The organism is Teichococcus aerophilus (assembly GCF_014490485.1).
GTDB lineage: Bacteria > Pseudomonadota > Alphaproteobacteria > Acetobacterales > Acetobacteraceae > Pseudoroseomonas > Pseudoroseomonas aerophila.
The window spans coordinates 131,484-145,334 of record NZ_JACTVA010000002.1 but is presented as its reverse complement, the minus strand read 5'-3'; the positions used below and the strand labels follow the sequence as shown (position 1 = coordinate 145,334).

Genomic DNA, 13,851 nt, shown 5'->3' with positions numbered 1-13,851 from the left:
AGCAGTCAGAAACGGGCGCTCTCCATGCAGAGAGCGCCCGCAATTCGCCTCAGGCGGGCTCGACGCCGCACCAATTGGCCACGAACAGGGCGATGGCCTTGGTGGTGTCGCGAATGGACTGAATCTCCACCCGTTCGTTGAAGCCGTGGATCTTCTCGGCCTTCGGGCCGTAGCAGAAAGCGGGGATGTCGTAATACAGGCTGTAGAAGCGGGCATCGTTCAGCCCTGTCCCGGCCCGGCTGACCAGCTCGCCGCCGGTGATCGCGGCATGTGCCTCGCGGAGCACTGACACCGACTCATCGGCATCCTTCAGCTCATAGCCGTGCGAGAGGTAGCCAGACCACACCACTTCCGGCGGGCTGTTGGCCATGAACGGGTCCTTCGCCGCCGCGGCCTTCACGCAGTCGGTAATCTCCTGCCGGCAGGCATCGACATCCCAGCCCGGCAGGATGCCGATGCGACAATCGAGGTCGCACCAGGCCGGGACCGAGGAGGCCCAGTCACCGCCCCGGATGATGCCGGGGTTGAAGTTCAGCGGGTGGTTCATCTTGCCGTAGCGCGGATGGCTTTCTGCCCGGCGGTTCCACTCCGCTTCCAGCCCTTCCAGGCCCTGGATCAACCGGTAGGCCGCCTTGATGGCGTTGGAGCCCTCGCTGGCATAGGCCACATGCGCCGGCTCGCCCCGCACCCGCAGGCGGAACCAGATCACGCCGACGCAGATATCGGTGATGCTGCCTGCCGTGGGTTCCGGTAGCAGCGCGCAATCAGCGCGGTACCCACGCTGCAGGGTGGAAAGCGCGCCGGCCCCGGTGCTCTCCTCCTCGATGACCGACTGGAAGTGCAGCCGCCCCTTCAGCTTCAGCCCCGCCGCATGCAGCGCATCCACCGCGTAAAGGGCGGCGATCGTGCCGGACTTCATGTCCCCGGCGCCGCGCCCATACATCCAACCATCCTGGATCACCGGATTGAAGGGCGGCGTGTTCCACATATCCAGCGGCCCCGCCGGCACCACGTCGCAGTGCCCCTGCAGAATCAGCGAGCGGCCGGTCTCCTGCTCCGGCCGCAGCGTGCCGACCACGGTGCGCGCCTGGGAAAAGTCATGCTCGATCGGCCCGAAATCCGGCAGGGACTGGATATCCTCGACCTTCAGGGCCCAGTCATCGACGGAATAGCCGCGGGCGCGCAGCAGGTCCGCCATCATGTCCTGCGTCGGCCCTTCGGCACCCCGTGTGCTGGGGATGGCGGAGAAGCGGATCGTGGTCTCGATCTGCTCGTCGAACTTCTGGTCCACCGCCTCGGCGATGCGTGTGGCGGTTGCTGCGTCGATCATGCGATTCGGCCTTCCCTGCGTCGAGCGATAGCCGGGATGATCGGCCGACTGGCGCCCGGCACAATCAGCTATTTGCCATCCATTGGTGCAAAAAACGCACCATCTGGCTGACACATGGCATGGAACCAGTCGCGGATGACGGTCACGTCGGCATCCGCCCAATGGCCCGCATCCGCCAGGAAGTGATAGCTCTTGGGTCGCACCTCGGACGGAATCGCCTCGACCAACCGGCCGGCGCGGAGGTCATCCTCCACCAGCAACTCGTTCGCCAAGGCGACGCCCTGGCCCAGCCTGGCGGCATCGATGGCCAGTTGCGCCGTACCCAGGCAGGACCCGTGCGGCTGAAGCTGGGACCGCATGGCCCGCAGCCAGGCGCGCCAGAGATCCATGGACTCATCATGCAGCATCGGCAGGCGCAGCAGGTCGTCCACCTGCCGGATGGGCTGGCGGTCCCGCAACTCCGGCGTCATCACCGGGAACACGCGCGGCACCGCCAGCCGCTCCGCCCGCAGGGGTGGCACGACATTCAGGTGCTCCAGATACACCACCTCGACATCGACCTCGACGCCGACGGGGCGGGAGCGGGACAGGCGCGGTTCCAGCACCACCTCCCGCTCCGGCAGCAGGCGCTGCAAATCCGGCAGGCGTGGCAGCACACGGACATTGGCGAAGCCCGGCACGCAGCGGATGGTCAACCGCCGCCCCCGACGCCAGAGGTCGGACGCCGCCTCCGCCAGCCCGGCCAGGTGCGGCGCGATGCGGGCCTGGAAGCGTGCGCCTTCGGCCGTCAGCAGCAGTCCGCGCCCGGCGGGACTGACCAGCTTCACCCCCAGCGCCTGCTCCAAATTCCGCACATGGCGGGAGACGACCGTGTGGCTCACCCCGAGCGCCTCGCCCGCCGCGCGGACGCTGCCGGTCACCGCCAGGGCATGGAAGGCGCGCAACGCGACAAGAGGCGGCAATCTGGGCAGCATGCGGGGCTCTCTCGTCTCTCCGCCATATCCTTGCGGGCGGCCCGATCATATCCGGGCACCCGCCCGGCGCCACCCCGCGCCCGGCCGCCGCCGGCATTGTGCCCGGCCAGGAACACCGATATAGCCGATTGGGAACAGCGCCCGGAGACCCGCTATGCTTCGTCGTCCCTTCTTCGCAGCGCTGGCGGCTTGCCTGATGCTCGGTGCCGCGCCGCTGCACGCCCAGGGCAGCGATGGCCCCACCATCTTCGCCGCCGCCAGCCTGACCGACGCCATGAAGGCGCTGGGCGAACAATGGCGCAGCCAGGGCCACCCGATGCCGCGCTTCTCCTTTGCCGCCTCCTCCGCCCTCGCCCGGCAGATGGAGCAGGGCGCGCCCGCCGACATCTTCGCCTCGGCCGACGAGCCATGGATGGACTATGTCCAGCAACGGCAACTCATCCAGGACACCACCCGGGTCAGCCCGCTGGCCAACAGCCTGGTGCTGATCGCCCCCGCTAACGCCCCCGCGCGCCCGGTCACGCTGGACCGGCAGACGGACTTGGCGGCGCTGCTCGGCCCGGACGGCCGCATCGCGACCGGGGACCCGGCGCATGTGCCGGTCGGCAAATATGCGCAGGCGGCGCTGGGCTGGATGGGCCAGTGGGACGCGCTCTCCCCCCGCCTGGCCCGGGCCGACAATGTCCGCTCCGCCCTGCTGCTGGTCGAGCGTGGGGAAGCACCGCTCGGCATCGTCTACGCCACGGATGCCGCCGCCTCCTCCGGCGTGCGGGTGGTCGCCACCTTCCCGGCGGAAAGCCATCCGCCTGTCACCTATCCCTTTGCCCTGACCCGGCGAGCGGCGGAGAACACGGAAGCGCGCGCCTTCTTTGCCTTCATCACCAGCCCGGCCGCGGCGGAGACCTATCGCCGCTTCGGCTTCGCCCTGCGGACGCCCTGATCCCGCGTGGCGATGGATTGGTTCAGCCCGGAGGAATGGCAGGCGATCCAGCTGAGCCTGTCCGTCGCCCTGCGCTCCGTCCTGTTCGGCCTGCCGCCGGCGGTGCTGGCGGCGTGGCTACTGGCCCGCTGCCGCTTTCCCGGCAATACGTTGCTGGATGCCTTCGTGCACCTACCGCTGGTCATGCCCCCGGTGGTGGTCGGCTGGCTGCTGTTAGTCACGTTCGGCATCCGTGGGCCAGTGGGCGCCTGGCTGCATGACTGGTTCGGCATCCGGCTGGTCTTCACCACGGGCGGCGCCGCTCTGGCCACCGCGGTCATGTCCTTCCCGCTGATCGTGCGCGCCGTGCGGCTCAGCCTGGATGCGGTGGACCCGGGGCTGGAGGAAGCCGCCCGCACCCTGGGCGCCGGGCCGCTCGACCGCTTCGTCACCATCACCCTGCCGCTGATCGCGCCCGGCATCCTCTCCGGCGCCATCACCGCCTTCGCTGCCGGGCTGGGCGAGTTCGGCGCCGTCATCACCTTCGCCTCCAACATCCCGGGACAGACGCAGACCCTGCCATTGGCCATCTACAGCGCGACCCAGACGCCGGGCGGGGAAGCGACGGCCGCCAAGCTCGCCGCCGTGTCCTTCACCATGGCGATCGCCGGCCTGTTGCTGGCGGAACTGGTCGGGCGGCGGATGCAGGTGCTGCTGGGGCGGGCGCCGCGCTGATGCTGGACGTCACCCTGCAACATCGCTTTCCCGGCTTCACCCTGGATGCCGCCTTCACCGCCCCGGCCTCTGGCGTCACCGCCCTGTTCGGGCCATCCGGCTGCGGCAAGTCCACCATCCTCGCCGCCGTCGCCGGGCTGCTGCGGCCGGAGGCCGGCCGCGTCGTCCTGAACGGCCAGGCGCTGTTCGACAGTGCCTCAGGCCGCATGCTGCCGCCGGAACGCCGCCGCTGCGGCGTCGTCTTCCAGGACTCCCGGCTGTTCCCGCATCTCTCGGTCGAGACCAATCTGCGCTACGGGCTGCGCCGCGCGCCGTCCGTTCCCAAGGGCGGCCCTGTTGAAGGCCCGGGTATGGAGGAGGTCATCGCCCTCCTCGGCATCGGCCATCTCCTCGGCCGGCGCCCGGCCGCCCTCTCCGGCGGTGAGAAGCAGCGCGTCGCCCTCGGCCGCGCCCTGCTCTCCCGCCCCGACCTGCTGCTGATGGATGAGCCCCTGGCGGCGCTCGACGCCGCCCGGAAATCCGAGGTACTGCCCTTCCTCTCCCGCCTGCGGGAACGGCTGAGCATCCCGGTGCTCTACGTCACCCACGCGCTCGACGAAGTGGACCGCCTGGCGGACACTCTGGTGCTGATGGAGGCCGGCCGCATCCTGGCCCACGGTCCCGTCGAAGCCCTGGCGGCACGCACCGACCTGCCGCTCCTGGCCGCGCGGCGGGATATCGGCGCCGTCCTGGCGTGCACGGTACAGGCCCATGATACCGAGCGCGGCCTCAGCCAGCTGCATTTCGCCGGCGGCACGCTGATCGTGCCGCTCGACCCGTCACCGCCCGGCACGCGGGTACGGGTGCGCGTGCGGGCCCGGGATGTCTCGGTCGCCACCACGCGGCCGCAGGACATCTCGGTCCAGAACGTCCTGCCCGCGTTGGTCGAGCGTGTGGAACACGGACAGCCGCATGAGGCGATGCTGCATCTGCGGGTGGGGGAAGTTCTGCTGCTTTCTCGCATCACCCGCGATGCCGTCGCCAGGTTGGGGCTGCGGCCGGGCGCGGCGGTCTGGGCCCTGGTGAAGTCGGTGGCTTTCACCCCGACCGGTGGCCCGTCCACCTAGCGTGGAGAACGGCAACCGATCCTTTTCCGGCGCGTGATCCATCTCGCCGAATGGCGCCGACGGCCGCGTGCGGTGTCCCGCCGCGCACCGCGGCGATGGGCGGTTGCGTCCATGGCGACCGCGTGATTGCCTGCGCCATGCCCCGTGCCCGAAGCTCCGCCCCGGAAGCCACCACGACGCCCCCTTCGCTCAGCCTGCGGCTGGATCTCGGCGGCGGTTTGCGCATCGGTCCCGGCAAGGTGGTGCTGCTGGAAGCGATCGGCCGCACTGGCTCCATCTCTGGCGCCGGGCGTGCGCTGAAGATGTCCTACCGCCGGGCGTGGGAGCTGGTGGAGGACCTCAATCGCGGCATGGGCACGCCGGTGGTGGAAGCCGTGGCCGGCGGTGCCGGCGGCGGCGGTGCCCGGCTGACCCCGACAGGCGAGGCCATCATCGTCCACTACCGCCGCATTGAGGCCGAGGCCCGCCAGATCGCCGCCGCGCCCCTGGCCGAACTGGCGCGCTGCCGGCTGCAGGGCGCGACGGTAGAAGCGGACCCGTCCGTCGGGACACCCGGGGCCTAAAGGGCGAACGCTAGAGGCCGGATCAAGCAGGGGCGCCCGTCCAGGCTCAACCGGCTTTGGCGCTGTGATCCCAAGCCAGCCGTTAATGCGTGTTGAACCGGCCCGCAGCGCGGAACTCCAAAGGTGCGGCGGGTATCGGCCGCCTGCGGGTACGATGAGGCGGCACAACCGACCCCATCGCACCCTCCCCGTCACATGTCGAAAAACACCGTCTCGTCCTCGCCCTGCAGCTGAATGACGAGGCGATAGGTCGGCACGTCCGCCGCATCCGTCCGCTCGGCCACCAGCGTCGCGCGGCGGCCCACCTGCTCGATGCTGCGCAGCACCGGGTCGGCTTCCAGCGCCGCCGCGTCATCCGGCAGATAGAGACGGGTGTGCAGGTGGATGTTGATGCCACGGGCGAAGATCAACAGGCTGACATGCGGTGCCTGCGGCCGGCCATCGCGCCAGGGCACCTGGCCGGGGCGGATGGTCTCAAACATCCACTCGCCCGTGACGGGGTCGGCCGCGCCGCGGCCCCAGCCCAGGAAGCCGCCTGCATTGTGCCGGCCCTCGGCATCCGCCTGCCAGATCTCTAGCAGCGCATCCCGCACCGGGTGGCCGGAGCCATCCATGACGATGCCGGTCAGGCGAATCCGCTCGCCGGCGCCGGTCAGGATATGCTGCTGCTCCTGTGTCCGCGTCGCCAGCCCGGCGGCGGCCGGCAGCAGCCCGATATGCACGTACGGCCCACCGGTCTGGGAGGGCGTTTCCTTCAGGTACTCGATGGGCATGGTTCAGAGCCCTTCCGGCTGCGTCTCGAAGAAGGTCTGGCGGCGGCCGCGCAGCACGATGTCGAAGCGATAGGCCAGGGCGTCGAATGGCACCGAGTTGCCCATGTCCAGCTTCGCCACCAGCCGCTGCCGCGCCGCATCGTCCGGCAACGTGCCGAGGATCGGGCAGAGATGGATCAGCGGGTCGCCCTCGAAATACAGCTGGCTGACCAGGCGCTGCACGAAAGCATCGCCAAACAGCGAGAAATGGATGTGCGCCGGCCTCCAGTCGCTGCCGTTGTTGCGCCACGGGTAAGGGCCGGGGCGGATGGTGCGGAAGAAGTAATTGCCGTCATCATCCGTCATGCACCGCCCGGCGCCGCCGAAATTCGGGTCCAGCGCGGCGAGGTAGCTGTCATTGTGGTGGCGGTAGCGGCCGCCCGCATTGGCTTGCCAGACTTCCAGCAGGGTGTTGCGCACCGGCCGCCCGGTCTCGTCCAGCACCTTGCCATGCACGATGATCCGCTCGCCCACCGCCTCGCCATCCTTGGCGTAGTTGCGGATCAGGTCGTTATCCAGGGGCGCGAGGATATTGGCCTTGAAGATCGGCCCGGTATTCTCGCCGGGCCCCGGCTCCACCGATACCAGGGCGCGGCGCGGGCTGCGCAGCACGCTCGTCTTGTAGGCCGGGGTGAAGGCCTGGGGGTGGGCAAGCCGATCCCGCCGGATGATGTCGCCCAAGGGGGCCATGATGTTTCCTCCTGCGGGGGATTTGCAGGCCCCGCTGTGCAGCAGCATGCCGCATGGCATAACATGCATACATCGCTGCTTTGGCATGAAATCCATGAATGAAGTCGATGCATTGGCGTTAGATGGGCATGCCCTGCGCCTGTTCCTGGCCGTGCTGGAAGAAGGCTCCGTCACCGTGGCGGCGGAACGACTGGGCATCAGCCAGTCCGCCGCCAGCCATGGGCTGAACCGGCTGCGCGACTTGCTGGGCGACCCGCTTTTCGTCAAATCCGGCCGCGGCATCGTGCCGACCCAGCATGCGCGGGACCTCGCCCCACAGGTGCAGGGGTTGCTGGACATTCTGCTCGGCCTGGCCCGTCCGCACTATTTCGACCCGGCCCGGGCGCGCATGAGCCTGACCATCGCCGCCAATGATTTCCAGCGGGACCTGCTGCTGCCGGCTTTCTTCGCCAGGGTGCAGGCCGAAGTGGCCTCCTTCAGCCTGCGCGTGGTGCCGTCCGGCTCGCCCTCCGCCGCGCTGCTGCGGGAACAGGGCTGCGACCTACTGATCACGCCCATCCCCCCATCCGGGACGGATATCCTGCAGAAGCGCCTGCTGACCGACTGTTATGCCTGCTTCTACGACCCCGCCATCCGCCCGCCGCCCCAGGGCCAAGCCGCATACCTCGCCGCCCGCCACATCACCGTGGCGCATGCGGAGGGCGATGCGCTAGATTTCGACCGGCGGCTGGAATCCCGGGGCATCGCGCGGGACATCGCCATCCGCGTCGCCGGCTTCAGCGGCGTCACCGCTTTCTTGCGCGGCAGCGACATGCTGGCGACGCTGCCAGGCCTGCTGCGGCGCTCGGCCCTGCAAGGCCTGGCCTGCTGCCAGGTGCCACTGGCGGACATCTCCGTCGACCTGCCGCTCTACATGGCGTGGCACCGGCGGGACCAGCAGGACGGCCGCCATATCTGGCTGCGCGCGCAGTTGCTGGCGGCGGCGCAGGATGCGTTGCAGGAGACCGTGGGCGACGCATTGTAACCCAGGGCCGCGACGGAGCGTTTCCATCAGGCAACGCCGGAGATGTGCCCGTCCCGGCTGGCCGAAAGAGGAGCGTCAGCATGCGTCAGGCCCCCCGGATCGAAGACGACCTCCGTGCACGGCTGGACCGCGTGACCGGCGCACCCGCGGCGGAGAGACCAGCCGATCCCTCGCCTACCGCCGCCGCGCCCGCACAGGAGCCCGGTTATGGGCAGGATGCCAGCAAGCCGGCGGAAATCCCCCGCAAGGGTTGGTGGTCCATCACCAAGCGCGTGGCCATGGAAAGCAACGAAGATCGGGTGATGACGGAAGCGGCCGGCATCACCTTCTACGCGCTCCTGTCCCTGTTCCCGGCCATGACCGCCATGGTCTCCCTCTTCGGCCTGTTCGCGGATAGGCAAACCATCGCCCAGCATCTGGGCGACTTGCAGGGTGTGCTGCCGCAGGGCGGCATGTCCATCATCAGCGACCAGCTGGACCGGCTGCTGGCCAGCCCGCAGCAGGCACTCGGGTTCGGCGCCATCGTCGGCCTGCTGGTGGCGCTGTGGAGCGCCAACCAAGGCACCAAGGCGATGCTGGACGCCCTCAACGTGGTTTATGAAGAGACGGAGAAGCGCAGCTTCGTCTTCCGCACGGTTCTCTCGCTCGGCATGACGCTCGGCGCGCTGGTGTTCGTGCTGATCGCCATGGGCGCCATCGTCGTGTTGCCGGTGGTGCTGAAATTCATCTGGCTTGGCGAGGGCGTGGAGACAGTGCTCTCCCTTGCCCGGTGGCCGATCATGCTGGTCGCCATGACGTTGCTCCTGGCCGTGCTCTATCGCTATGGCCCGAGCCGGGAACTCGCACGCTGGCGCTGGGTCACCTATGGCGGTGTCTTCGCGGCCGTGACCTGGCTGCTCGCCTCCGCCGGCTTCACCTGGTACGTGGCGAATTTCGGGAACTACGACGCCACCTACGGCTCGCTCGGCGCCGTCATCGGCTTCATGACCTGGATCTGGCTCTCCTCGATCGTCGTACTGGTCGGGGCTGAGCTGAACGCCGAGATGGAACACCAGACGGCGCGAGACACCACCACCGGGCCGGAGCGCCGTCTTGGCCAGCGCGGCGCCGTCATGGCGGACAAGGTGGCCGAGAACTAAGGCGTCAACAGACCGCTGGCACAGGTGACAAAGACCTGTATCAGCGGTCTGGCCGCGTCAGCGTAGTGGAAAGCCCAACCGGTGCAGGATGCCCTGCATCCTGTCACGCCCACTCAGCGATGCACCCGAAGCCACACGCGTCAGCATCCGGCGGACCCAGCCATTCCCCGCGCCCATACCCTGGCGTTCCGAGAACGCGGCTAGGGCGCCGTCATAGGCCGTCACCTGTGCGGCCTCATCAATCACTTCATAGCGTTCGTGGTGCAGCACCAGCGACTGCGGCAAGCGCGGCTTGATCGCTGTCGGCACCTGCTCATCCGGCACGCCGACTGCCAGGCCGAACACCGCCATCACCCCCGGCGGCAGGCCCAGCTCGGCCGCCACTTCCTCCGGCCGGTTGCGCAAGGCGCCGACATAGACGCTGCCCAGACCAAGGGATTCCGCCGCCACCACGACATTCTGCGCGGCCAGCGCGGCATCCACCGCAGCAACCAGGAAAGACTCCAGGTATTGCAGCCCTTCCAGCGTCTGCCCCTCCCGCTGCCCCAGCCGATCGAGCCGTGACGTGTCGGCGAGGAATGCCAGGAATAGCGGTGCCTGCCGGATGAAGCCCTGCCGCGCGGCCAGCTCGGCCAGCCGCACCTTCCGCTCCGGGTCCCGGATGGCCACCACGCTCCAGCTCTGCATGTTGGACGATGTGGGCGCCGATTGCGCGGCGGCGATCAGCGTCTCCAAGACGCCATCCGGCAATGCATCGGGCCGGAAGGCTCGCACGGAGCGGTGGCTCAGCAGGTTCTGCAGCACCGCGTTCATCGGTGCCTCCGCCGCGGCCGGCACCGCGCCGCCGTAGCGGGCCCCCAGCAGGTCAAGAAACGCAGTATCCGGCTGAGGCATCCGACAGTCTCCGGGTTAGAGCATTTTCCGTTCGCGCAGGCTCACTTCAAATACTCTAGCTTGTTGTTTGATGGGCATCGTCACGCCATCGAGTGATTCCACCTGATGGCGATCTGCTCCAGGGCAGAATCAGGCCGCGCCCATGCTGCGGCGCACTGGCAGAGGAGACGGCAGGCGGAGCGTTTCGTAAAGCCCCTCCAGCAGGTCACCGATAGCGTAGCGGGACCGCCAGTTCACCCAGCGCTGCCGCCGGTGCCATTCCCGGTCCAGCCGCAGGTGGCAGGCGCCACAGGCGGCCACCAGGTCACCCGGCTCGCTCTTACGCGGGTCGTGCCGCACGTGGCAGCAGGCCAGCACCACAGGGCGGCGCCAGGCCCTGGCCTCGCCATAGGCCAGCATGTCCGGCGCCTTGGCCGGCTTGCCGCTACGGTCCCGCCACTCGCCATCCCCCGCAGTCCAGCGGCCGTCCCGCAGTTGGACGATGCGGGCGCCATGCGGCTTGCCGCAATACTCGCACTGCCCCCCGGCCCGGCCGAAGCGCACGGCGTGGCTGATGGAAGTCCAGTCGGCAGGGTAGAGGCGGCGCATCTCGGGGCGTATCGGCATGCCCCATGGCTATCATGTGGCCCCGGCCGCTTCATGCCCTTCGGCCGGCTTACCCACCGCCCATCGCATCCGTCGAAGCTCTTATCCCCAGGTCCCACCGAATCCCCAGATATCGGGATCACTCTTTTCTCAGTTGAGAATTCGTCTCATTCTCATTTAACTGGTCTGGTCAGCACGGAAACCCAGGCATGCAACACCATCGATCCATCGGAACCACCAGCCTGGTCGCGCTCATGGCCGCGCATCGCATGGTCCAGGAACGCGCCTTGCCCACCCCTCTGGACCCCGGCGCCATCCGCCGGATCGCGGAGCGACTGTGGGACAGTAACGGCCTTCCGCCGGAAGGCCCAGAAGACGCACTGGCCACCCACACTCTCGCGTTGCGTGCCTCACCCACCGGGTGAGGCACCGCCAACGACTCAGGCCGCCAGGGCCAACTGCTCCCGCAGCCCGGCGACCAGCTCGAAGGACCGCAGGCGGGCCTTGTGGTCGTGGATCTGCGCGGTCACCAGCAGCTCATCCGCCCCGGTCTCCCGCAGGAAGCCTTCCAGCCCGGCCCGCACCGTCTCCGGCGTCCCGATATACGACCGGGCCAGGGCGCGGTGAACATTCGCCAGCTCCGGGCCCGAGGCGTAGCTCTCGATCCGCTCGATCGGCGGCGGCAGCAGGCCCGGGGTGCCCCGGCGCAGATTGACGAATTGCTGTTGCAAGGAAGTGAACAGCCGCTTCGCCTCCTCCTCGGATTCCGCCGCGATGACGTTGGCCGCCACCATGGCATAGGGCTTCTGCAACTGGTCCGAAGGGCGGAAATGCTCGCGGTAGGTGGCCAGTGCCTGCATCAGCATGTCCGGCGCGAAATGCGACGCGAAGGCGAAGGGCAGGCTCAGCATGCCCGCCAGCTGTGCGCTGAACAGGCTGGAGCCCAGCAGCCAGATCGGCACCGCGAGCCCGGCACCCGGCACCGCCCGCACCGCCTGCCCAGGCGCCGCCGGCTGGAACCAGCCCTGCAACTCCACGACATCCTGCGGGAAGCTGTCACCGTTGGCATCCAGGTTGCGCCGCAGGGCGCGCGCGGTGCGCTGGTCCGTGCCCGGCGCCCGGCCCAGGCCGAGGTCGATGCGACCGGGGAACAACGCTTCCAGCGTGCCGAACTGCTCCGCCACCATCAGCGGCGCGTGGTTGGGCAGCATGATGCCGCCGGAGCCGACGCGGATGCTCTTGGTCCCGGCCGCGACATGGCCGATCACCACCGCCGTCGCCGCGCTGGCGATGCCCGGCATGTTGTGGTGCTCGGCCAGCCAGAAGCGATGGTAGCCCAGCGCCTCCGCATGCTGCGCCAGGGAGAGGCTGTTGCGGAATGCCTGGGACACGTCAGCCCCGGCGGGTACCGGCGCGAGGTCCAAAACCGAAAAGGGAATCATCGGAAGGAATACTCTTGAAGTGGGTGCGGCCGTCAGCCGCGTTACCCTTCAGATGTGTCCTGGAGGCCGGCCTTGCCAGGGTGCGGGGCCAATTGGCCGGTAAGCGCCTCGCTCACCGCGGCAAACACCCCCTCCGCCAGGATGTCCCGCGCCACCCCATCCCCCCGCCGGTCGCTGCGCCAGATCAGCCAGTCGGTGCGCCGGTCCTGCCACTGCAGCGCCCCCGGCAGGGCTGGCTGGTGGTCGCCATAGACGCACAGTACCAATGGTCGGTCGAGTTGCCCCGCCGCGCCGGACAGCAGGCCGAGCATCGCATCGGCATCGCGCAGATGGGCCAGCCATTGCCCTTGCGGGTCCGCCCCGGGCCACGGCCCATGCGCCTGCATGGTGATGGCGAAGACGAAGGCGGGTCCGTCCGCTTCCGCCAGCGCCGCCAGGATGCGCTGGGCCACGGCGCTATCTGCCACATGCGCCCCTGCCTTGGCCGCACCGTCGAAAGCGGTTTCGCTATCGAAGCGCTGGAAGCCCAGTGCGGGCATCACCCGATGCCGGCCGAAGAAGCGAGGATCGAAGGGATGCAGCGCCAGGGCACGGTATCCCGCCGCCCTCAGCGTCGTTGCCAGCGACCGCAGCCCCGGCACGACGAAGCGGAAATATGGATTGAACCGGTCCAGCCCCAGCCCGTCGGCGCCGATGCCCGTCAGCGCTGCGCATTCCGCCCGCATGGTGTTGGCGCCGAAGCCCGCTACCTCCAGGCGCCCCTGGGCCAGTGACTGTGCCTTCAGCCGGTCCCAATGCGGCAGCGGGTTCGCCGGCAGGTCCGCCAGCGTGCCGCGCGGGTCCCAGAAGGATTCGGCCTGGATGAGGATGAGATGGGGCGCAGGCCCCCCCCCCGCCGGCGCGAAGGCGGGCGGATATGCGGGGAAGGCAGCCTGCCGCCCGGGCCGTTCCGCCCGCGCCGCGGCCCGGTACAGCGCCAGGCTGGCCAACAGGCCGAAGCGGGCGGTGTCGGCAGCGGGCGCGCGGGCCAGGGCACGGCGCAGGGCAGCAGGTGGCGCCCGCAACGGCCCGAAGATCAGCAGCAAGCCGCCGGCCACCAGACCTGCTCTCACCGCGCCAGTCAGCGGGGGCCGAGGCTCCCAGACCCAAAGTGCAGCCAGTACCGCCAGCCCGGCCACCAGGCCGCCGACCACCCAATGCGTTCCGGCGAATGGCAGATAGAGCGAAGGGTGGCGCACCACCAAAGGCAGCATCGCCGCGTCACTGAAAACCACGGGCTCGTCGAGCACCGCCCGCTTCGTGGCGTCCGCGAGCACCAGCCCCGCCAGCGGCATGGCCGCCAGCACCCCGGCCAGCACCGGCAGCCCGGTCAACCCCAGCAGGATGGCGGCGCAGGCGACGACGGGAATGAGGTCCAGCCATAGCCCCTGCATGCCATAGGCACGGGAGACAGCCCGCCCCGCCGCCCAGGCCAGCAGCGGCAATAGCAACGCGGGCAGGTAAGGCAGCAGCATGATCAGGGCGAATATCCGCAAGTCATCGCGGCAGAGTAGCCCAGCTGGCCCGCCGGGTCGCCGCCGCGATGCTCATGACCAGCAGCCTGCCCGGGCCTCGCGGCACCGGGCAGGCCGAAGCCTG

The 13,851-nt window shown here is 69.2% G+C and carries 15 protein-coding genes; 7 read left to right on the top strand and 8 right to left on the bottom strand.

Annotated features, from left to right (window positions below):
* Positions 1 to 49 precede the first annotated feature (49 nt).
* Positions 50 to 1,330: an ArgE/DapE family deacylase gene (locus tag IBL26_RS01875; protein WP_187782740.1), complete on the bottom strand. Its 1,281-nt coding sequence runs from the start codon at positions 1,328 to 1,330 to the stop codon at positions 50 to 52.
* A gap of 68 nt (positions 1,331 to 1,398) precedes the next feature.
* Positions 1,399 to 2,304 carry a LysR family transcriptional regulator gene (locus IBL26_RS01870; protein WP_187782739.1) on the bottom strand — a complete coding sequence of 302 codons (906 nt, stop codon included), beginning with the start codon at positions 2,302 to 2,304 and terminating at the stop codon, positions 1,399 to 1,401.
* Positions 2,305 to 2,458: 154 nt separating this feature from the next.
* Here IBL26_RS01870 and modA point away from each other — a divergent pair, with 154 nt between their 5' ends.
* The 4 genes from modA to IBL26_RS01850 all read left to right on the top strand — a co-directional run bounded on the left by modA (position 2,459) and on the right by IBL26_RS01850 (position 5,627).
* A complete protein-coding gene (modA, locus tag IBL26_RS01865) occupies positions 2,459 to 3,244 on the top strand; it encodes a molybdate ABC transporter substrate-binding protein (RefSeq protein WP_187782738.1) in 786 nt (261 codons plus the stop codon).
* A gap of 12 nt (positions 3,245 to 3,256) precedes the next feature.
* The gene (gene modB, locus IBL26_RS01860) at positions 3,257 to 3,958 is read left to right on the top strand and encodes a molybdate ABC transporter permease subunit (protein ID WP_187782737.1); all 702 of its coding nucleotides are present in this window, start codon (positions 3,257 to 3,259) and stop codon (positions 3,956 to 3,958) included.
* Positions 3,958 to 5,064 (top strand): molybdenum ABC transporter ATP-binding protein, encoded by a 1,107-nt coding sequence (gene modC / locus IBL26_RS01855; protein ID WP_187782736.1) that lies wholly within the window; start codon positions 3,958 to 3,960, stop codon positions 5,062 to 5,064. Before modB ends, modC begins: the two co-directional genes overlap by 1 nt.
* A 137-nt stretch (positions 5,065 to 5,201) precedes the next feature.
* Positions 5,202 to 5,627, top strand: a complete 426-nt coding sequence (locus tag IBL26_RS01850; RefSeq protein WP_187782735.1) for a winged helix-turn-helix domain-containing protein — start codon at positions 5,202 to 5,204, stop codon at positions 5,625 to 5,627.
* A 191-nt stretch (positions 5,628 to 5,818) separates the two neighbouring features.
* Here IBL26_RS01850 and pcaG read toward each other — a convergent pair whose 3' ends face one another.
* A complete protein-coding gene (gene pcaG / locus IBL26_RS01845; protein ID WP_187782734.1) occupies positions 5,819 to 6,400 on the bottom strand; it encodes a protocatechuate 3,4-dioxygenase subunit alpha in 582 nt (193 codons plus the stop codon).
* A 3-nt stretch (positions 6,401 to 6,403) separates the two neighbouring features.
* Positions 6,404 to 7,129 carry a protocatechuate 3,4-dioxygenase subunit beta gene (pcaH, locus tag IBL26_RS01840; RefSeq protein ID WP_187782733.1) on the bottom strand — a complete coding sequence of 242 codons (726 nt, stop codon included), beginning with the start codon at positions 7,127 to 7,129 and terminating at the stop codon, positions 6,404 to 6,406.
* Positions 7,130 to 7,223: 94 nt separating this feature from the next.
* Here pcaH and IBL26_RS01835 point away from each other — a divergent pair, with 94 nt between their 5' ends.
* Together IBL26_RS01835 and IBL26_RS01830 are read left to right on the top strand one after the other, a co-directional pair.
* The gene (locus IBL26_RS01835; protein WP_187782732.1) at positions 7,224 to 8,153 is read left to right on the top strand and encodes a LysR family transcriptional regulator; all 930 of its coding nucleotides are present in this window, start codon (positions 7,224 to 7,226) and stop codon (positions 8,151 to 8,153) included.
* Between the two features lie 80 nt (positions 8,154 to 8,233).
* The gene (locus IBL26_RS01830; RefSeq protein ID WP_187782731.1) at positions 8,234 to 9,292 is read left to right on the top strand and encodes a YihY/virulence factor BrkB family protein; all 1,059 of its coding nucleotides are present in this window, start codon (positions 8,234 to 8,236) and stop codon (positions 9,290 to 9,292) included.
* A 57-nt stretch (positions 9,293 to 9,349) separates the two neighbouring features.
* On the opposite strand, the gene IBL26_RS01825 is transcribed toward IBL26_RS01830, so the two are convergent.
* Both IBL26_RS01825 and IBL26_RS01820 read right to left on the bottom strand, forming a co-directional pair.
* Entirely contained in the window at positions 9,350 to 10,186 is an 837-nt protein-coding gene (locus IBL26_RS01825; RefSeq protein ID WP_187782730.1) for an NADPH-dependent oxidoreductase, read from the bottom strand.
* Positions 10,187 to 10,315: 129 nt separating this feature from the next.
* Entirely contained in the window at positions 10,316 to 10,792 is a 477-nt protein-coding gene (locus IBL26_RS01820; protein ID WP_187782729.1) for a hypothetical protein, read from the bottom strand.
* A 188-nt stretch (positions 10,793 to 10,980) separates the two neighbouring features.
* On the opposite strand from IBL26_RS01820, the gene IBL26_RS01815 reads away from it, so the two are divergent.
* Positions 10,981 to 11,196, top strand: a complete 216-nt coding sequence (locus tag IBL26_RS01815; protein ID WP_187782728.1) for a hypothetical protein — start codon at positions 10,981 to 10,983, stop codon at positions 11,194 to 11,196.
* A 15-nt stretch (positions 11,197 to 11,211) separates the two neighbouring features.
* Here the strand turns inward: IBL26_RS01815 and IBL26_RS01810 are convergent, their stop codons facing one another.
* Together IBL26_RS01810 and IBL26_RS01805 are read right to left on the bottom strand one after the other, a co-directional pair.
* Positions 11,212 to 12,213 (bottom strand): LLM class flavin-dependent oxidoreductase, encoded by a 1,002-nt coding sequence (locus tag IBL26_RS01810; RefSeq protein WP_187782727.1) that lies wholly within the window; start codon positions 12,211 to 12,213, stop codon positions 11,212 to 11,214.
* A gap of 41 nt (positions 12,214 to 12,254) precedes the next feature.
* On the bottom strand, positions 12,255 to 13,727 hold the full coding sequence (locus tag IBL26_RS01805; RefSeq protein WP_187782726.1) for an LTA synthase family protein: 1,473 nt from the start codon (positions 13,725 to 13,727) through the stop codon (positions 12,255 to 12,257).
* Positions 13,728 to 13,851: the final 124 nt, after the last annotated feature.